This window comes from Thauera chlorobenzoica (genome assembly GCF_001922305.1).
Classification (GTDB): domain Bacteria; phylum Pseudomonadota; class Gammaproteobacteria; order Burkholderiales; family Rhodocyclaceae; genus Thauera; species Thauera chlorobenzoica.
Map to the genome: position 1 here is coordinate 2,920,155 of NZ_CP018839.1, position 17,614 is coordinate 2,937,768.

16 protein-coding genes and 2 tRNA genes are annotated in these 17,614 nt (G+C 68.3%); 12 read left to right on the forward strand and 6 right to left on the reverse strand.

Annotated elements, in window-relative coordinates; translation table 11 throughout:
* Positions 1-2: 2 nt before the first annotated feature.
* The gene (locus Tchl_RS13525; protein WP_075148873.1) at positions 3-311 is read left to right on the forward strand and encodes a DUF485 domain-containing protein; all 309 of its coding nucleotides are present in this window, start codon (positions 3-5) and stop codon (positions 309-311) included.
* A complete protein-coding gene (locus Tchl_RS13530; RefSeq protein WP_075148874.1) occupies positions 308-2,050 on the forward strand; it encodes a cation acetate symporter in 1,743 nt (580 codons plus the stop codon). Before Tchl_RS13525 ends, Tchl_RS13530 begins: the two co-directional genes overlap by 4 nt.
* 60 nt (positions 2,051-2,110) lie before the next feature.
* Here Tchl_RS13530 and Tchl_RS13535 read toward each other — a convergent pair whose 3' ends face one another.
* Positions 2,111-3,550, reverse strand: a complete 1,440-nt coding sequence (locus Tchl_RS13535; protein ID WP_075148875.1) for a sensor histidine kinase — start codon at positions 3,548-3,550, stop codon at positions 2,111-2,113.
* Complete coding sequence (locus tag Tchl_RS13540) at positions 3,534-4,202, reverse strand: response regulator transcription factor (RefSeq protein WP_075148876.1); 669 nt, start codon at positions 4,200-4,202, stop codon at positions 3,534-3,536. The genes Tchl_RS13535 and Tchl_RS13540 overlap by 17 nt, the downstream gene beginning before the upstream one ends.
* Positions 4,203-4,416: 214 nt before the next feature.
* Between Tchl_RS13540 and Tchl_RS13545 the strand changes: the two genes are divergently transcribed.
* Positions 4,417-5,703, forward strand: coding sequence for an MgtC/SapB family protein (locus Tchl_RS13545; RefSeq protein ID WP_075148877.1), 1,287 nt, complete (start codon positions 4,417-4,419; stop codon positions 5,701-5,703).
* A 33-nt stretch (positions 5,704-5,736) separates the two neighbouring features.
* On the opposite strand, the gene Tchl_RS13550 is transcribed toward Tchl_RS13545, so the two are convergent.
* Together Tchl_RS13550 and Tchl_RS13555 are read right to left on the reverse strand one after the other, a co-directional pair.
* Positions 5,737-6,006: a biotin/lipoyl-containing protein gene (locus Tchl_RS13550; RefSeq protein WP_075148878.1), complete on the reverse strand. Its 270-nt coding sequence runs from the start codon at positions 6,004-6,006 to the stop codon at positions 5,737-5,739.
* A gap of 156 nt (positions 6,007-6,162) precedes the next feature.
* Positions 6,163-7,524, reverse strand: a complete 1,362-nt coding sequence (locus tag Tchl_RS13555) for an MFS transporter (RefSeq protein ID WP_075148879.1) — start codon at positions 7,522-7,524, stop codon at positions 6,163-6,165.
* Between the two features lie 529 nt (positions 7,525-8,053).
* Between Tchl_RS13555 and Tchl_RS13565 the strand changes: the two genes are divergently transcribed.
* From Tchl_RS13565 to Tchl_RS13605, 9 genes are all read left to right on the forward strand, one after another.
* Positions 8,054-9,514 (forward strand): methylenetetrahydrofolate reductase C-terminal domain-containing protein, encoded by a 1,461-nt coding sequence (locus tag Tchl_RS13565; RefSeq protein ID WP_083945236.1) that lies wholly within the window; start codon positions 8,054-8,056, stop codon positions 9,512-9,514.
* 36 nt (positions 9,515-9,550) lie between these two features.
* Positions 9,551-10,231, forward strand: a complete 681-nt coding sequence (locus Tchl_RS13570) for a cobalamin B12-binding domain-containing protein (RefSeq protein ID WP_075148880.1) — start codon at positions 9,551-9,553, stop codon at positions 10,229-10,231.
* Positions 10,228-11,496 (forward strand): uroporphyrinogen decarboxylase family protein, encoded by a 1,269-nt coding sequence (locus Tchl_RS13575; RefSeq protein WP_232311592.1) that lies wholly within the window; start codon positions 10,228-10,230, stop codon positions 11,494-11,496. The genes Tchl_RS13570 and Tchl_RS13575 overlap by 4 nt, the downstream gene beginning before the upstream one ends.
* A gap of 28 nt (positions 11,497-11,524) precedes the next feature.
* On the forward strand, positions 11,525-12,199 hold the full coding sequence (locus tag Tchl_RS18005; protein ID WP_075148881.1) for a hypothetical protein: 675 nt from the start codon (positions 11,525-11,527) through the stop codon (positions 12,197-12,199).
* The gene (locus Tchl_RS13585) at positions 12,196-14,292 is read left to right on the forward strand and encodes an ASKHA domain-containing protein (protein ID WP_075148882.1); all 2,097 of its coding nucleotides are present in this window, start codon (positions 12,196-12,198) and stop codon (positions 14,290-14,292) included. Before Tchl_RS18005 ends, Tchl_RS13585 begins: the two co-directional genes overlap by 4 nt.
* Entirely contained in the window at positions 14,289-15,191 is a 903-nt protein-coding gene (locus Tchl_RS13590; RefSeq protein WP_232311593.1) for a dihydropteroate synthase, read from the forward strand. The genes Tchl_RS13585 and Tchl_RS13590 overlap by 4 nt, the downstream gene beginning before the upstream one ends.
* 2 nt (positions 15,192-15,193) lie before the next feature.
* Positions 15,194-16,405, forward strand: coding sequence for an amidohydrolase family protein (locus Tchl_RS13595; RefSeq protein WP_075148883.1), 1,212 nt, complete (start codon positions 15,194-15,196; stop codon positions 16,403-16,405).
* 180 nt (positions 16,406-16,585) lie between these two features.
* Positions 16,586-16,660 (forward strand) — tRNA-Val (locus tag Tchl_RS13600).
* A gap of 70 nt (positions 16,661-16,730) precedes the next feature.
* Positions 16,731-16,805: transfer RNA gene (locus tag Tchl_RS13605), tRNA-Val, on the forward strand.
* Positions 16,806-16,893: 88 nt separating this feature from the next.
* Here the strand turns inward: Tchl_RS13605 and Tchl_RS13610 are convergent.
* A complete protein-coding gene (locus Tchl_RS13610) occupies positions 16,894-17,310 on the reverse strand; it encodes a putative toxin-antitoxin system toxin component, PIN family (RefSeq protein WP_075148884.1) in 417 nt (138 codons plus the stop codon).
* Positions 17,310-17,549, reverse strand: a complete 240-nt coding sequence (locus Tchl_RS13615; RefSeq protein WP_075148885.1) for a ribbon-helix-helix domain-containing protein — start codon at positions 17,547-17,549, stop codon at positions 17,310-17,312. Before Tchl_RS13615 ends, Tchl_RS13610 begins: the two co-directional genes overlap by 1 nt.
* Positions 17,550-17,614 lie beyond the last annotated feature (65 nt).

A 17,614-nucleotide genomic window follows, 5' to 3' on the forward strand; every position in this document is an offset into this window, starting at 1 on the left:
ACATGAAAAACGATCTGGCGGAAAAGATTGCCGCCAACCCCAAGTATCAAATGCTGGTCAGGACGCGGTCGCGTTTCGGCTGGACGCTCACCGCGGTGATGATGCTCGTCTATTACGGCTACATCGCCATCATCGCCTTCGACAAGGAACTGTTTGCCGCTCGACTCGGAGCGGGAGTGACGACGGTCGGCATTCCGGTTGGTCTCGGGGTGATCTTCTTCACCATCCTGATCACCGGGTTCTACGTGCGCCGGGCGAACTCCGAGTTCGACCGCCTGACCCGCGAGATCGTCCAGGAGAGCGCCAAATGAGCGCCCGTCATCCCCTTGCGGCAGGCGCCGCGCTGCGTGCCGCGGCACTTGCGGCGACGCTCGGCCTGCTGTCCTCGGCGGTGCTCGCCGCCGGCGGCGATCTCGGCCAGGCCGAAAAGCAGGCCACCAACTGGACGGCGATCCTGATGTTCGGCGTGTTCGTCGTGTTCACCCTGTTCATCACCAAGTGGGCGGCGGCGAAGACCAAGTCGGCGGCCGACTTCTACACCGCCGGCGGCGGCATCACCGGTTTCCAGAACGGCCTGGCGATCGCCGGCGACTACATGTCGGCGGCGTCCTTCCTCGGCATCTCCGCCGCGGTGATGATGAACGGCTACGACGGGCTGATCTACTCGATCGGCTTCCTGGTCGGCTGGCCGGTGATCACCTTCCTGATGGCCGAACGCCTGCGCAACCTGGGCAAGTTCACCTTCGCCGACGTCGCCGCCTACCGCTTCAGGCAGACCCCGATCCGCGCCTTCGCCGCCTCGGGCACGCTGGTCGTGGTCGCCTTCTACCTGATCGCGCAGATGGTCGGCGCCGGTCAGCTGATCAAGCTCTTGTTCGGCCTCGAGTACTGGATGGCGGTGGTCATCGTCGGCGCGCTGATGATGGTCTACGTCCTCTTCGGCGGCATGACCGCGACCACCTGGGTGCAGATCATCAAGGCCTGCCTGCTGCTCGCCGGAGCAAGCTTCATGGCCTTCATGGTGCTGCTCGCCTACGGCTTCTCACCCGAGGCGATGTTCGCCGACGCGGTGCGGATCAAGGTCGAAACCGCGATCGCCGGGGGCAAGAGCGCGGAAGACGCTGCCACCATCGGCCAGGCGATCATGGGTCCGGGCTCCTTCATCAAGGATCCGATCTCGGCGATCTCCTTCGGCATGGCGCTGATGTTCGGCACTGCCGGCCTGCCGCACGTGCTGATGCGTTTCTTCACCGTGCCCGACGCCAAGGAAGCGCGCAAGTCGGTGTTCTGGGCGACGACCTGGATCGGCTACTTCTACATCCTGACCTTCATCATCGGCTTCGGCGCGATCGTGCTGGTGTCGACCAACCCGGACTTCCTCGATGCCAGGGGGGGGCTGATCGGCGGTGGCAACATGGCGGCGATCCACCTCGCCAACGCGGTCGGCGGCAACGTCTTCCTCGGCTTCATCTCCGCGGTCGCGTTCGCCACCATCCTCGCGGTGGTGGCCGGGCTGACCCTGTCGGGCGCCTCGGCGGTGTCGCACGACCTCTACGCCACGGTGTTCAAGAACGGCAACGCCGACTCGGCGTCCGAGCTGCGGGTGTCGCGCATCACCACGGTGGTGCTGGGCATTGTCGCCGTGGTGCTGGGGATCGCGTTCGAGAAGCAGAACATCGCGTTCATGGTGTCGCTCGCCTTCGCCATCGCCGCTTCGGCCAACTTCCCGGTGCTGTTCATGTCGGTGCTGTGGAAGGACTGCACCACCCGCGGCGCGACCATCGGCGGCTTCATCGGCCTCGCCACCGCCGTGGCCCTGACCGTCGTCTCGCCGTCGGTGTGGGAAGCCACGCTCGGCAATCCGGCCGGCTCGGCGCTGTTCCCCTACGCTTCGCCGGCGCTGTTCTCGATGGCAGCGGGCTTCATCGGCATCTGGCTGTTCTCGGTCCTGGACCGCAGCGCCCGTGCCGCCGAAGATCGCGCCGGCTACCTGGCGCAGAAGGTGCGTTCGGAGACCGGCATCGGCGCGGCCGCCGCGTCCAGCCACTGAGTGTCGCACCCGGCGCCCGGAACCGGCGCCGGCTCGATTCGCGGGGCGGTGGGCGAAAGCTCACCGCCCCGCGTCGTTCACGCGTGGCAGCCGGACCCGGACCTGGGTACCGCGGCCGTGCACAGCGCTTTCGATGACGATGCTGCCGCGATGGCTGCGGACGATTTCGCGCGCGATCGACAGCCCCAGGCCGCTGCCGCTCGCGTGCGCGCCGGGGTGGCGGTAGAAGCGCTCGAACACCCGTTCGCGGACCGCCTCCGGAATGCCCGGGCCGTCGTCGATGACACTGAGCTCGACTTCGTTCTCGCTGCCCGCGCAATGCAGGGTGACGCGGCCGCCGGGCGCGGTGTATTTGAGTGCGTTGTCCATCAGGTTGGCGATCAGCTCCTGCAGCAGGGTGGGGTCTCCGGCGACGACCGCCGGCCGGCGGTGGATGCCGAGGTCGATGTCGCGCTGGTCGGCGATGCGCAGCCAGTCCTCGACCATGTCGTCGATCAGGCCGTCCACCGCCACCGGGGTCGAGGTTTCGACCAGGCGGCCGCCGGCCTCGGCGCGCGCCAGTGCCAGCAACTGGTTGGCAAGGCGGGTAATACGCCGCACCGAGTGCCGCAGCCGGCTCCTCGCTTCGTCGTCGAACGGCCTCGACTCCAGCAGTTCGAGCTGCATCTGCAGCCCAGCCAGCGGCGTGCGCAGTTGATGGGCGGCATCCTGCAGGAACTCGCGCTGCTGTGTGCTGAAGTCGCGCAGGCGACCGAAAAGGACGTTGAGGGCGGCGACGAGCTCACCGATCTCGTCGGGCACCGTGGCAGGGTCGATCGGCGACAGGTCGGAACCCGAACGCTTGCGCAGCGAGCCGGCGAGGCGCTCGAGCGGTGCCAGCCCCGACGGAATGCCAAAGCGGGCAGCGACCGCCGCGGCCAGCAGCAGCAGCACTCCGGCCGAAACGAAGCCCAGCACCAGCCGATCCATCGCCTCGCGCCGCTTGTCGAGGGTCTCACCGACGGTGACGTAGACCCCGTGCCGTTCCAGTCTGCGATAAAGCCGCACCGCGCGCAGGGCCTGCCCGTGGTGCAGGAGGTCGCGGAAGATCGGTTTTGCCGACGGCGGGCGCGGCGCGGCCGCACCCTCGTCCTGGCCCGGCGACTGATAGGGAACGGGGAGGGCGGAAAGCTCGTCGATTTCATCGAGTTGCGGCAGGTCGGCATCGCCTCCGAGGTGGCGGCCCTGTTCGTCGCGCACGCGGAAGAAGATCTCGTCTTCGGTATCGGTGCGCAGCATCACCACCGCCTCCGGCGACAGCCCGAGCGCGAGCCCGTCCGGCACCGGGCGGACGTGGGTCGCGACCCCGTGCGCGAGGTTCACCAGGTTCTGGTCGTAGGCGCGGTTGACGACGGTCTTGGCCGTGCCGTAGGCGATCGCGCCGGCCGCCAGCAACAGCAGCGCGGTCGGTCCGGCGAGGGTGTGCAGCAGGTTGTGGCGGAGGCTAGGCGGTGCCGTCACGCGGCCCCCTGGCGTGCTCGAGCCGGTAACCGAAACCGCGCACGGTGCGAATCAGCACACCGGCCGCCTCCAGCCGCGGACGCAGACGCGAGACATAGACTTCGAGCGCGTTGCCGCTGCCTTCGCCCTGCAGGCGTTCGCGGGCGACCGTGCGGCCGTCGGCACGCACCAGGGCTTCGAGCAGCTCCCATTCGCGCCCGGTCAGCATCAGCGGCGCGCCGGCGAGCGTTGCCAGCCGGCCTTCGCCATCGAGCGCCAGAGGGCCGAAGCTCAGCCCGGCCGTCGTGGTGCTGCCGCCGCGGCGCACAACGGCGCGCATCCGCGCGGTGAGCTCGGCCAGCTCGAAAGGCTTGAGCAGATAGTCGTCGGCACCGAGGTCGAGCCCGTAGATGCGGTCGTCGAGCGCATCGCGCGCGGTGATCAGGATCACCGGCAGCGCCTGGCCGCGATCGCGGATGCGGCGTACCACCTCGTAGCCTCCGAGGCCGGGGAGGCCGACATCGACCAGGGCGAAATCGAAGCTCCGCTGCTGCAGCAGCCGGTCGGCCTGCATGCCGTCGCTCTCCAGCGTCACGCTGTCGCCCTGGCCACGCAGGAATTCGGTAATTCCGGCAGCCAGCGCGGGGTCGTCCTCGACAAGCAGGATCTGCATGATGTCCTCATCGGTTCTCGGTCTCGCCGCCGGCAATTTGTCTCGCGTGCGGCAGCGCAGCCGCAATCGTAGCGCGCCCCGCGGCGGGCGAACACCGCCCGCGCTGCGCGCGCCGGGACCGGTGCGGTAGCGGCCCCGCATTCCGGAAGGCGGGAGGGAAGAGGTATGATCATCCGGTGTCCACCCCCGTCCGGGGGACGCCCCGGCCAAGCGTATGCCGCACGACCTCCCACTCGATATCCCGCTCGATGCCGGTCAGATCGAGGCGTTCCTGATCGCGACCGGGATCGGCCTGCTGATCGGACTCGAACGCGAGCGCGTGCCATCGGCGCGCGCCGGCTTGCGCACTTTCGCCCTGGTGGGGATGTTCGGCGCATTGACCGCGATGCTCGGCCAGCAACTGAACAGTTTCGCCCCTTTCGTGGCCGGGTTGCTGATCGTCGCACTGATGATCATCACCGCCTATCTGCGCCATCCCGACCCGTCCGATCCCGGCACCACTTCGGTCGCCGCCCTGGTGGTGTGTTACTGCTTCGGGGCCGCAACCTGGTTCGGCCATGCCCAGCTGGCGGTGATGCTGGCAGTGGCGACGACCGTGCTGCTGTACTTCAAGGCCCAGTTGCGCGGGATCGCGAGCCGGCTCGACGGCCGCGACTGGATCTCGATCCTGCAGTTCGGCGTGCTGTCGCTGGTCATCCTGCCGATCCTGCCGAACGAGGAGTTCGGCCCCTACGGCGCGCTCAATCCGCACCAGATCTGGTGGATGGTGGTCCTGATCTCCGGCGTGGGCCTGGCCGGCTACGCGGCCTTGCAACTTGTCGGCGTCCGTTACGGCTCGGTCTTCGTCGGCATTTTCGGTGGCCTGGCTTCGAGCACCGCGACGACGATGGTGTATGCCCGCCAGGCCAATGAATCACCGGCGCTGACCGCGACTGCGGCACTGGTGATCGTGGTGGCAAACCTGGTGATGGTGCTGCGGGTCGGCGTGATCGCGGCCGTGGTCGCACCCGGAGTCGTGCGTTCGCTGCTGCCGGTGGTGCTCCCCGGCCTCGTCTTCGGGGTGCTGGGCGCGGTGTGGCACTGGCGGCGGCTGCTCGAACGCGGGGAAGCGGTGCTGCCGGCGACGAACAACCCCACCGAGCTCAGGACGGCGCTGGGCTTCGGCGCACTCTATGCGCTGGTCCTGCTGTGCGCGGCCTGGCTGTCGGACTTCGCCGGCAACCGCGGGCTGTACGTGCTCGCCCTGGTGTCGGGCCTGACCGATGTCGATGCAATCACCTTGTCGAGCCTGCGGCTGTTCTCGCTGGAACGCCTCGAGCTGGTGCCGACCGTGATCGCGATCGGGATCGCGATGATCGGCAACCTCGGCTTCAAGCTTGGCATGGCGGTCGCGATCGGGGGCCGGGCCCTGGGACAGAAGGCGGCCGCCGGGATGGGGGCCGTGGCCCTGGGGCTGGGCAGCGGAATGGTCTGGGTCGGGCTGCGGGGCGCCGCGCTTTGAATCCGCAAGCCCTGCGCCGGGGACGTGCGCGGGTCAGCTGCACTCGATCAGCGCGATGACATCGCCTTCGTTGACGGGCTGGTACTCGCCGACCCGCACTTCGGTGATCACGCCCTCGTAAGGGCAGGGGATGTCGAGTGCCACTTTGCCGGTTTCGAGCACGATCAGGGTATCGTCGCGCGCGACCCGGTCGCCCACCGCGATCAGCACGCTCTGGACGATGATGTCGCCGTTGGCGCAATTGCCGCAGCTGCTCCAGCATTCGGGATACTTCGGAACCCTGATTCCCACGGCTGAAAGCATCGAACGCTCCGCGGTCGTGTAAAGCGTGGACTATACGTCCGCCCACCCCGCCCGAGGAGCGTTCCCGGTTTCCGTTCGATGCTTTCCGGCCTTGCCCGGCCCGCCGTGCCGCTGCCCGAAACCCGCCTCGCAACCTGGAAAGGCGGGCAGGGGGCGTCAGTCCACTTCCATCTTGCCGCTTTCGGCAGCAAACGCCAGGTTCTTCTTCTCGATCGGGGCATGCCGCGCGCTGCGCCCGACCAGCGAGATCGCCAGGCCGGCAACCACCCCGGGAACGGCGAAGGCGAGGAAGTTCATCTGCAGCGGCAGTTCCGCCGCCATCAGCATGCCGCCCAGGATCGGGCCGAGGATCGCGCCCATGCGCCCGACGCCCGAGGCCCAGCCCAGGCCGGTGGAGCGGATGTGCATGGGATAGTACTGGGCGACGTAGGCGTACAGCAGGATCTGCGTGCCGATCGTGGTCGCACCGGCGATGGCGACCACGCCATACAGCACCACGGTCGGGTTCTTGAAGCCGAGCAGGCTGATCGAGACCGCGGCGATGGCGAAGAACACCGTCAGCACGCGGCGCAGGTGCAGGCGGTCGGCGATCCAGCCGCCGCCGATGGCGCCGAAGATCGCGCCGAAGTTGAGCACCAGCAGGAAGCCCAGGCTCGAGCCCAGCGCGTAGCCGGCCGAGTTCATCAGCTTCGGCAGCCAGGAGCCGAGCGCGTACACCATCAGCAGGCAGCAGAAGAAGGCCACCCAGAAGCTCACCGTGCTCAACAGCCGGCCCTCGGTGAACAACTGCCCGAGCGAGCCTTTCTGTCCCTTCGCGGCCTCGATCACGAAGCGGTCGCCCGGCTGCGCGCGGAACGACGGCTCGACCCGGGCCAGCATCCGGCCGGCTTCATCCTCGCGTTGGTCACGGACCAGGAAGCCGACCGACTCGGGCAGGAAGCGCAGGATCACCGGCAGCAGCAAGAGCGGGATGATGGCGACGAAGAACAGCGACTGCCAGCCGAAATTCGGCAGCATGTAGATGCCAAGCCCGGCCGACAGCATGCCGCCGACCGCATAGCCGCTGAACATGATCGCCACCAGCGTGCTGCGCATCTTGCGCGGTGCGTATTCGCTCATCAGCGCGACCACGTTGGGCATCACCCCGCCGATGCCGAGCCCGGCAAGGAAGCGGCACACGCCGAATTCGAACGGATTGCGCGCGAAGCCGTTGATGAAGGTGAAGCCGCTGAACAGGACCACGCAGATCGCGATCGCCCTCTTGCGCCCGATGCGGTCGGACAGCGGGCCGAAGATCAGCGCTCCGAACATCATGCCGAACAGCGCGTAGCTGCCGAGGGCCCCGGCCTGCAGCGGCGGCAGCTGCCATTCCTGCATCAGCCTGGGCAGGACGACGCCATAGATCACGAGATCGTAGCCGTCGAAGATGATGATCAGTGCACACCAGAACAGTACGGTCCAGTGGAATCGGTTGAACTTCGCTTCATCGATGATCTTGTTGACGTCTACGGCTCTCATGCGAACTCCGGGTTCTGTTTTCGAGATGTGGCCGAGGCGGGGGTATCACGGAAACAAATACCGCCTCATTCGGAAGTTGAATGCTCGTTCATTAGATATGGGGTGTCAATGAAGGTATCAGTAATTTTTTTATATAACGATCAACAAATAAATAAATAACAAGCCCTGAAAAGCCTCTCTGCATCGACTTCTCTTTCTGTCCGGACTGAATTCGGTCGACAACACCCGTTTTTTCGAGGCACCTTGAAAATATAGTTGGAAATCAATCAATCCTGTTTATTTGTATACATGAATACAGATAAATTTTGCGAATTGTTTGGTGTCGAACGATTTTTCGGCTTTTTTATGGCGTTCTTTTGATAAATATCAACCTGTTGTGAAGATTGGCAAAACTTCCGGTAGCGGTGATTGACCGCCATTCTGTCGAGTTGTATACATCTACCTGTCGGAGCCGGTCGGCGCCTGGCGCTTCAAAAGCCGTATCGACGGCTTTCCGGTCGCAATCACTCTCAGCGGGAGTCTGTATACGATGTACTCGGTGCGTCTCTGGTCGGTTCGCAATGCTCGCGCGCTGCATCGGCTGTATGCCTTCTTCTCGCGCCTGGCACCCCGGCTCGCGCCGCTGGTGCGACGCATCGGCGTGCAGCATGTCGAAACCGTGCTGCGCCCCCTCGAACAGGGGGCGAAAAACGTCTTTTTCGACTGCCGGATGTGCGGCCAGTGCGTGCTGTCCTCGACCGGCATGGCCTGTCCGATGAACTGCGCCAAGCAGATGCGCAACGGCCCGTGCGGCGGGGTGCGCGCCGACGGCCACTGTGAAGTCGAGCCCGGGATGCGCTGCGTCTGGGTGGAGGCGACCGAAGGCACGAAGCGCATCGCCGCGGACCACCTCGCCCATCCGACGCCGCTGCTGCCGGCAATCGACCAGCGCCGCCGGGGACGTTCGACCTGGCTCGAAGTCGTCCATGGGCGCCCGGCGCCGGTGTTCCAGCCCCCGGTGGGCGAGCGCATCACCCCCGAGGGCGAGCAGAGCCAGTTCGAGCGCAGCTGCGCTTCGGGACGCCCCGTGGTGACGGTCGAGATCGCCCCGCCGGATTCGGCCGATCCGGCCGCGCTGCTGGCGCGCGCCGAACTGTTCCGCGGCCTCGTCGATGCGATGAACATCACCGACGGTGCCGGCGGCAACTGCCACATGTCGAGCGTGGCGGCCTCGGCGATCCTTGCCACCCACGGCTTCGAGCCGGTCTATCAGATCGCCTGCCGCGACCGCAACCGGATCGCGATCCAGGGCGACCTGCTCGGCGCCGCCGCGCTCGGCGTGAAGAACATCCTGTGCCTGACCGGCGACGACGTCAGCCGCGGCGACCATCCGCAGGCCAAGCCGGTGTTCGACCTCGACGCTGTGTCGCTGCTGCATGTGGCGCGCGGCATGTGCGACCGCGGCGAATTTGCTTCCGGACGCAAGCTCGAACAGGCGCCCGACCTTTTCATCGGCGCCACCGTCAATCCCTTCGTGCCCCCTTATGTGGACCGGGTCGCCAATCTCGAAAAGAAGATCCGCGCCGGGGCACGCTTCATCCAGACCCAGTTCTGCTTCGACGTCGAGCGTTTTGCCGACTTCATGACCGAGGTACGCCGCCGCGGCCTGCACCGCCAGGCGCACATCCTCGTCGGCGTGGGCACGCTCGGTTCGGCGAAGGCCTTGCGCTGGATGGCGAACAACGTCCCCGGGGTGTGCATCCCGGAAGCCTTGCTCGCCCGCATCGAGGCCGCGCCCGACCAGAAGGCCGAAGCGAAACAGGTGTGCATCGAGATCATCCGCGCGGTGACCGCGATCGAAGGCGTGGCCGGGGTCCATCTGATGGGCCACCGCAACGAAGCGGTGCTCGCCCGCATCATCGTCGATGCCGGCCTGCGCGCGCCGCCGCCCACCATGGATGAGGCCGATCCTGCCGCCGCCCCGGCGACGTCGCGGCGGGCTGCAGCGTGACACTTGAATGACCGACAAACCGAAGGAGGAGACACCATGAGTGAACAGGACATTTTGAACGCCCTGGAAGGCGAAGAGCGCGAGCTGGTCGAGTGGCTGGCCGACATGAACGAGGACGACGCCCTGGCGCTGGCCAGGCGCATGCTGCTCGAAGACAGGAAGAGTCCGCTGCGCGTGCTCGAACTGTGCCGGATGGCGATGGATATCGTCGGCAAGCGCTTCGAGGAAGGTGAATACTTCCTCCCCGAGCTGGTGCTCGCCGGCGAGATGCTCGAACTGGTGGGGGGCATCGCCAAGCCGCTGCTGGTCGACGGCGAGGGCGAAGGCACGAAGAAGCTCGGCCGCGTGCTGGTGGGCACCGTGCAGGGCGATCTCCACGACATCGGCAAGAACATCGTCAGCTTCATGCTCGACATCAACGGCTACGAGGTCAAGGACATCGGCATCGACGTGCCGGTCGCTACCTTCGTCGACGAGGTGCGCAGCTTCAAGCCCGACGTGGTGGCGCTGTCCGGCTTCCTGACCCTGGCGTTCGATTCGATGAAGGAGACGGTCGAAGCGTTCGAGAAGGAAGGGCTGCGCGACCAGTTCAAGATCATGGTCGGCGGCGGCCAGATCGACGAGACCGTGCGCGCCTACACCGGCGCCGACGGCTTCGGCGTCAATGCGGTGGAGGCGGTCAACCTGTGCAACCGCTGGCTGGGGGTGGCGGCATGAACGCGCCGATCGAACCGAGCGCCGCCGCCCAGGTGGCCTACGACGAACGCTGGCAGCGCATCCTCGACTGCGTCGCGCTGAAGCAGCCCGACCGCATGCCGACCGCGTTCTACGCCACCTTCTGGCTCGCCAAGAAATACGGCGGCATCAGCTGCAAGGAGCTGATGTACGACTACGAACAGACCAAGGAACTGGCCGAGCGCGCGGTGCTCGAATTCGAGCCCGACGCCTGCGCGCCGATCGTCGCCGCAGTGGCCTCGGGACGCTCGCTCGAGGCGATCGGCTTCAAGCAGCTGCAGTGGCCCGGCCACGGCGTCGACGAGAACCAGCCGTTCCAGTACCTCGACCGCGAGTACATGCTGGCCGACGAGTACGACGAGTTCCTGTTCGATCCCACCGGCTTCTACCTGCACAAATACCTGCCGCGGGTGGCGAGCGCCTTCGAAGGCATCGACCAGCTGCCGATCTTCCCCGGACTGCATTACTTCCGTCTCATCAACGGCATCCGCCCGTTCGCCAAGCCCGAGCTGCGCGCCAGCCTGGAGCGCATCATCCGTGCCGCCGAGGAGGTGGAGACCTTCGCCGCCCACGGCGCCGACTTCAACGCCCGCATCAAGGCCCACGGCTTCCCGCTGATCAACGGCGTCAATGCGGTGTCGCCCTACGACTTCATTGCCGACTACTTCCGCGGTGCCACCGGCATGATGAAGGACCTCTACCGCAACAAGGACAAGCTGCTCGCGCTCCTCGACAAGGCCTCGATCTTCCTCACCCGGCAGACCATCACCACCGCCCAGGCCTCCGGCCACCCGATCGTGATGATCCCGATCCACTGGGCACCGGACGCCTTCATGTCGGACAAGCAGTTCCAGACCTTCTGGTGGCCGCCGTTCCGCAAGATGCTGATCGGCCTGATCGACGCCGGCCTGATCCCGATGCCGCTGTGGGAAGCCGACTGCACCAAGCGCCTGGAGACGATCCGCGACGTGCCCGCGGGCAAGTGCATCTACTGGTTCGAGCGCACCGACATGGTCAAGGCCTTCGAGGTGCTCGGCGACGTGGTCGCGCTGCGCGGCAACCTGTCGCCGTCGCTGCTGACCACCGGGCGGCCGGAAGAAGTCGATGCCGCGGTCAAGCATCTGGTGGACAACGTCTGGAACAAGGGCGGCAAGCTGATCCTCGACGCCGCCTTCGGCATTCCCGACGAGACCCCGGTCGACAACGTGCGCGCGATGTACGCCGCCGCGCGCAAGTACGCCGGCTGAAGCACGCGCGCGCCTGGAGTCCGCCACCATGTCCGCCCCGAGCTGCGCGAGCCTGCTGCGCCAGCTGCCCCCGCCGGCGCCCGACGAGCGCCCCGGAGCGCAGCGCCGGCGCGCGGCGGCGCTCGACGAAGTGTGCGCCGAGGCGCTCGTCGAGCCCGCCTGGCGCGCCCGCATCGTCGCCCTCGACGCTCCGCCGGGGGCGACCCTGCGCGCCGGCGGCCAGTGCCTGCATGCCCCGCGCCTGGTGCCGGCCGCGGGCCGGCTCACCGCCCTCGGGGCGGTCGCATGCACGCTCGGGCCGCGCCTGGAAGCGCGCGTGCGGGCCCATTTCGCCGCCCGCCGCCCGGCCGCCGCGCTCGCCCTCGACGAGCTGGGCACCGCGCTGCTGTTCGCGCTCATGCGCCACGCCCAGGACCGCCTGGTGGCGCAGGCCGCCCGTCGCGGCCTGAGCGTGGCCGGCGAGCTCGCCGCGGGCGACCCCGGCCTCGCGCTCGATGCCCAGGCCACCGTGCTGCAGCTTGCCGACGGCGCCGCGATCGGGATGCACGCCAGTGCCGCGGGCGCGCTGCATCCGCTCAAGTCGTGCACCAGCGTGCACGGGGTCGGCATCGCGCTCCCCGCCAGCGCCTGGTCGCGCTGCGACGACTGCCCCTCGGCGCCGCGGTGCACGATCGCGCGCCGGCGCAAGGAGATCCCCGCATGAACCGCAGCCAGGAGCACGCCCCCGCCGCGGACGCGGCGCCCGGGTCAAACCTCCCCGCGGACGCGGCGCCCGAGTCCGGCCGTCCCGCCGACTCCGGCGCCCCCGACGCGCCCAACGCGTCCTACCGCCTGTATTTCCCCCAGCTCGAACGCGAGATCGCCTGCGCAGCGGGCGAGAGCCTGTTTCACGCCGCCCGCCGCCACGGCGTGCGCATCGTCGGCGCCTGCGGCGGGCGCGGCACCTGCGCGAGCTGCATGGTGCGGGTCAGCGCAGGCGCGCTGCGCCCGCTCGAAGGGCGCGGCGCGCCTGCGTTCGAGATCGAGCTCGACGAAGCCGGGCACCCGCTCAACCCGCGGCGCTGGATGCGCGCCTGCCGCATCGGCGCGCGCAGCGACTGCACCGTCGAGATCGGCGCACGTTCGCTGGCGCCGGTGGTGCGCGCCGAGGAAGAAAGCGCGCTCGCCGACGAAGACGCCGGTTTTACCCTCACTCTCGACCCCGCCGTCCGGGCGCACGAGCTCGACCTCCCCACGCCCAGCCTCGCCGACGATCGCGCCGATGCCGACCGCGTGCTCGAGGCCTGCCTCGAGCATGAAGCGCACGCAGCCGGGCAGCGGACGACTCCGGCTGCGCAAGACGCCGCCACCCCCGCAGCGCCCCCGCACGCGCTCACCGTCGCCCCCGCCGCCACCGCCGAGCTCGCCGCGGTGCTGCGCGCCGGCAGCGGCCCCCGTTGCCGCCTGCGCGCCTGGCAGCGGGGCGGGGCGCTGATCGCATTCGCCCCGAGCGGGCGGCGCAGCCTGGGGCTCGCGGTCGATCTGGGCACCACCAACCTCGCCGCCTTCCTCGTCGATCTGGACGACGGCCGCACGCTCGCCCGCCTCGGCGTGGAGAACCCGCAGACCGCCTGGGGCGCCGACCTGGTGAGCCGCATCGACCATGCGGGCAGCGATCCGAAGGTCGCCGAAGCCCTGCGCGCTGCCGCACTTGAGGCGATCGATGCGCTCGCCCACGACCTGTGCGCCAGCATCGGCCAGCGCCCGCAGGACATCGTCGATGTCGCCGTGTGCGGCAACACCGCCATGCACCACCTGCTGCTCGGCCTGCCGGTGCGCCAGCTCGGGCGCGCGCCCTTCGTCGCCGCGCTGCGCGACAGCGTCGACCTGAGCGCGCGCGAGCTCGGGCTCGCCGTCGCCCCCGGCGCCTGGGTCCATGTCGCCCCCAACATCGGCGGCTTCATCGGCGGCGACCACGTCAGCGCGCTGCTCGCCACCGCCTCGCGCTGGCGCGAGCATGGATGCGCGCTGGTGATGGACATCGGCACCAACACCGAGATCAGCCTCATCCACCACGGCCGCCTGTGGTCGGCGTCCTCGCCCTCGGGGCCGGCGCTCGAAGGCGGGCACATCGGCTGCGGCATGCGCGCGGCCGAAGGCGCGATCGAGAAGGTCACCGTCGACGGCGGGCGTCTGGCGGTGCGCACCATCGGCGGCGGTGAGGCGGTCGGGCTGTGCGGCTCGGGCGTGCTCGACACCGTGGCCGCGCTGCGCCGCGGCGGCCTGCTCGATGCCCGCGGCCGGCTGTGCGCCACCCACCCGGACATCGTCACCGCTGAAGGCGGCCAGCGTGCCGCCCGGCTCGCCCCCGACGTGCTGTTCACCCAGGCCGACGTGCGCGCGGTGCAACTGGCCAAGGCCGCGATCCGCAGCGCGACCGAGCTGCTGCTGGCCGAAGCCGGGCTCGCCGAGGACGCGATCGAGTGCTTCATCCTCGCCGGCGCCTTCGGCGCCTACCTCGACATCGACAGCGGCATCGACATCGGCCTGTTCCCGCCGCTGCCGCGCAGCCGCTTCGTCCAGGTCGGCAACGCCGCCGGGCAGGGCGTGCGCCGCCTGCTGCGGTCGTGCGCCGAGCGCGACCGCGCGCGCGAACTGGCGCGCACCACGCAGGCGTGCGCGCTCAACGCGCGTGCCGATTTCCAGCGCAGCTTCCTCCGCCACATCGGCTTTGCCGTGCCCCCCGAACCCTCCGAGGCCGCCGCAACGACGGCCTGCGCCATCCCCAGCACCGTCACTGAAGAGAGTCCGTCATGACTGAAAGCACCATCAGCGAAACCAACCGCTTCGGCATCCGCATCATCGGCGAGCGCATCAACCCCGGCTTCAAGAGCACGCGCGCGATGTTCGAGGACAAGGACCTCGCCGCCATCCAGGCGCTCGCGCTCAAGCAGGTCGAGGCCGGCGCCTTCGCCCTCAACGTCAACATCGGCCCGCAGGCGATGACCGACCGCGCCTTCCTGGTCGACGTGATCCGCGCCATCCAGGACGTGGTCGCGGTGCCGCTGTCGTTCGACGTGCCCACCGCCGAGCTCTTCGCGCTGTGCCTCACCACCTACGACCGTACCCGCACCGGCGGCGAGCTGGCGATCGTCAACTCGATCACCGAACACCGCTGGGAAGCGATGCAGCTCTACCGCGACCTGCCGTTCCGGGTCATGGTGATGGCCTCCGAGCGCGTCACCGACGGCGTGGCGAAGAACAACAAGACCGCCGAGGACATCGCCGCCACCGCGCGCCGTGCGGCGCTGCGCCTGCGCGACGAGTACGGCATGGCGCTCGATCACGTCTTCGTCGACCTGTCGGTGAGCGCGATCATCGCCGACACCGAGGGCCTGAACCGCGCCACCCTCGACGCGGTGCGCCTGATCGGCGCCGACCCGGAGCTCAAAGGCCTGCACATGATGGGCGGACTGTCCAACATCGGCCAGCAGCTCCCGCCCAAGGCCGCCGACGGTTCGGACCTCAAGCACGGGCTGGAGAACGCCTTCCTCACCCTGGCGGTGCCGCACGGCTTCGACACTGTGCTCGGCACCCCGTGGCGCGGCTATGCGCCGCTGGCCGAGGACGACTACGTGCTCACCGCCTACCGCAACTTCCTCGACACCACCGGCAGCAACGCGCTGCGCGCGGTGCGCAAGCTCTACAAGGCCTGACCATGACCCCGACCGATCGCTTCGCCGTCGTCGCCGACGGCTGGTTCGACGGCGAGCGCCTGCACGCGCACGGCCCGTTCACCTTCCGCATCGAGGAGGGGCGCATCGCCGACATCGCCGCCGGCGACTTCGGCGCCACCCTCGCCACCCAGGGGATGGAGGTCGTGCGTGGCGGCTTTCTGATGCCCGGGCTGGTCGATGCCCACGTGCACCTGTTCCTCGACGGCGCCCCGACCGACGGCGCCCAGCGCGCCGCCCACCTCAAGAAACCGGTCGAGGACCTGGTCGACGCCGCCCGCGCCAGCGCCCGCCAGGCGCTCGCCTGCGGCGTGACCCTGGTGCGCGACGCGGGCGATCGTCACGGCATCAACCACCGCCTCCGCGACGAAGCCGCCCACACCCCGGGCCTTGCCCAGGTGCGCTCGGCCGGGCTCGGGGTCAAGCGCCCCAAGCGCTACGGCGCCTTCATGGCGCGCGACGTCGCCGACGACGCCGCGATCCGCGACTCGGTGCGCGAATTGGCCCGCGACAGCGACGAGATCAAGCTGATCCTGACCGGGATCATCGACTTCGACGCCGGCGCAGTCACCGACGAGCCGCAGTTCGATCTCGCCGCGGCACGCCTGGTGGTCGACACCGCGCGCGCCTGCGGGCGCACCACGATGGTCCACTGCAGCGGCGCGGCCGGACTGGAGATCGCCGCCCGCGCCGGAGTCGGCTCGATCGAGCACGGCTTCTTCATGCGCCGCGACCTGCTTGCGCTGATGGCCGAGCACGACGTCGCATGGACGCCGACCTTCTGCCCGGTGCATTTCCAGTGGGCGCAGCCCGCGGCGGTGGGCTGGTCGGCACAAACCGTGGGCAACCTGCGCCGCATCCTCGACGAACATGCGCGCCACCTGCTGATCGCCCGCGAGCTGGGGGTGCGCCTGCTGCTTGGCACCGACGCCGGCAGCATGGGAGTCGAGCACGGCCACGCGGTGCACGAGGAGATCGCGCGCTACCTCGAGGCGGGCCTGACCACCGCCGAGGTGCTGCAGGCCGCCACCGCCACCGCCCGCCGCCACTTCGGCCATCCCCATCCGCGCCTCGAACGCGGCGCGCCCTTCGATGCGCTGCTGCTCGAACGCTCGCCGTTCGAGGACATCGGCGCGCTGCGCACGCCCTTGCACGCGTGGGCGGCGACGGCAGGCGCGGGGATCGGGGTGACATGAGATGCGCATGGCGGCATGACCCGGGCGGGGGCGAGCGCAGCCGCTGCCGCAAACGGAGGCGAAACGTGTGCCGGATGCAGGAAGGGGGCTGCCGAGGCTCATGCGTTGCTCTGTCGGCTGGCTGTTGGCTGGCTTGACGGGTCGGTGCCGGCCTTCTAGAATGCGCGCTCTTTGTCGGAAGGGCGGTTAGCTCAGCGGTAGAGCACTGCCTTCACACGGCAGGGGTCACTGGTTCGATCCCAGTACCGCCCACCAGTAAACTCAATTACTTACTGAGCCTTCCGCAAAGCCGCACGGGAACCATACGGAAAAGGTTTTCCACAAGGGGCGATTAACTCAGCGGTAGAGTGCCACCTTCACACGGTGGAAGTCAGTGGTTCGATCCCACTATCGCCCACCAGAACACCTGCAAAAAGCCAGTTCTTGCGAACTGGCTTTTTGCTTTTCAAGCCGAACTTTGGCCTGCCGGGAGATCACCCCGGTGATACTCAGGCTTTCAACACTTCGGTACAGAACACGGCCGGCGTCAGGATGCGGGTGCGGCCCAAGTGGCCGCGCTGCAGCAGGCCAGCCCGGCGATCGCCGGTCACCAGATAGTCCGCGTTGCCCACGCCGGCCATGGCCAACAAGAAAGCATCGTCTGGGTCGTCCGCCTCGAAATGGTGCGGCAACTGCTCCAGCACGAGGGCCCGCTGCAGGTTGTTGATCATCACCCCCACCTTGACAGGTTGCAGCACCGCCTGCAGCTTGGGGTAACGGCTGGCGCGGCGGATTTCCTCAAGTTGCGCGCGGGAGGTTACGAGCTCGAAGCGCGCGCTGCGCCAGGCACGGTAAATCGCATCTGGTGCCCCGTGTGGCGAAATCAGCGCACTGAACAGGATGTTGGTGTCGAGCACCACCCGCATTACTGCGCCCTGGCCCAGTCAAGCGCCTCGTCAACCATCGCGGCAAGATCCGCCTCGCTTACGCCAGCGCTGGCGGCCTTGGCTTCCTCTACGCTCAGTTCCAGAATGTGCGCCCGCACCGCTTCTTCGATGAAGCGCGACAGATCGCCCTTGCGCCCGCCGCCCTGGCTTGCTAGAAACATCCGCAATGCCTGGTCGGTTTCGGTGGAGACCGCCACGTTCCAACGTGTGCTTGCCATCTTTGACTCCTGAGATCGGTGTTTATGCGTTCAATTGTGCCACGATACCAGCCTCTCGTCACTGC

Coding starts and splice junctions, on each gene's coding strand:
- Tchl_RS13565 (WP_083945236.1), top strand. CDS start 8,054: ATGTACTCGGTGCGTCTCTGGTCGGTTCGCAATGCTCGCGCGCTGCAT.
- Tchl_RS18005 (WP_075148881.1), top strand. CDS start 11,525: ATGTCCGCCCCGAGCTGCGCGAGCCTGCTGCGCCAGCTGCCCCCGCCG.
- Tchl_RS13575 (WP_232311592.1), top strand. CDS start 10,228: ATGAACGCGCCGATCGAACCGAGCGCCGCCGCCCAGGTGGCCTACGAC.
- Tchl_RS13585 (WP_075148882.1), top strand. CDS start 12,196: ATGAACCGCAGCCAGGAGCACGCCCCCGCCGCGGACGCGGCGCCCGGG.
- Tchl_RS13615 (WP_075148885.1), bottom strand. CDS start 17,549: ATGGCAAGCACACGTTGGAACGTGGCGGTCTCCACCGAAACCGACCAG.
- Tchl_RS13525 (WP_075148873.1), top strand. CDS start 3: ATGAAAAACGATCTGGCGGAAAAGATTGCCGCCAACCCCAAGTATCAA.
- Tchl_RS13545 (WP_075148877.1), top strand. CDS start 4,417: ATGCCGCACGACCTCCCACTCGATATCCCGCTCGATGCCGGTCAGATC.
- Tchl_RS13550 (WP_075148878.1), bottom strand. CDS start 6,006: ATGCTTTCAGCCGTGGGAATCAGGGTTCCGAAGTATCCCGAATGCTGG.
- Tchl_RS13595 (WP_075148883.1), top strand. CDS start 15,194: ATGACCCCGACCGATCGCTTCGCCGTCGTCGCCGACGGCTGGTTCGAC.
- Tchl_RS13555 (WP_075148879.1), bottom strand. CDS start 7,524: ATGAGAGCCGTAGACGTCAACAAGATCATCGATGAAGCGAAGTTCAAC.
- Tchl_RS13590 (WP_232311593.1), top strand. CDS start 14,289: ATGACTGAAAGCACCATCAGCGAAACCAACCGCTTCGGCATCCGCATC.
- Tchl_RS13610 (WP_075148884.1), bottom strand. CDS start 17,310: ATGCGGGTGGTGCTCGACACCAACATCCTGTTCAGTGCGCTGATTTCG.
- Tchl_RS13540 (WP_075148876.1), bottom strand. CDS start 4,202: ATGCAGATCCTGCTTGTCGAGGACGACCCCGCGCTGGCTGCCGGAATT.
- Tchl_RS13570 (WP_075148880.1), top strand. CDS start 9,551: ATGAGTGAACAGGACATTTTGAACGCCCTGGAAGGCGAAGAGCGCGAG.
- Tchl_RS13530 (WP_075148874.1), top strand. CDS start 308: ATGAGCGCCCGTCATCCCCTTGCGGCAGGCGCCGCGCTGCGTGCCGCG.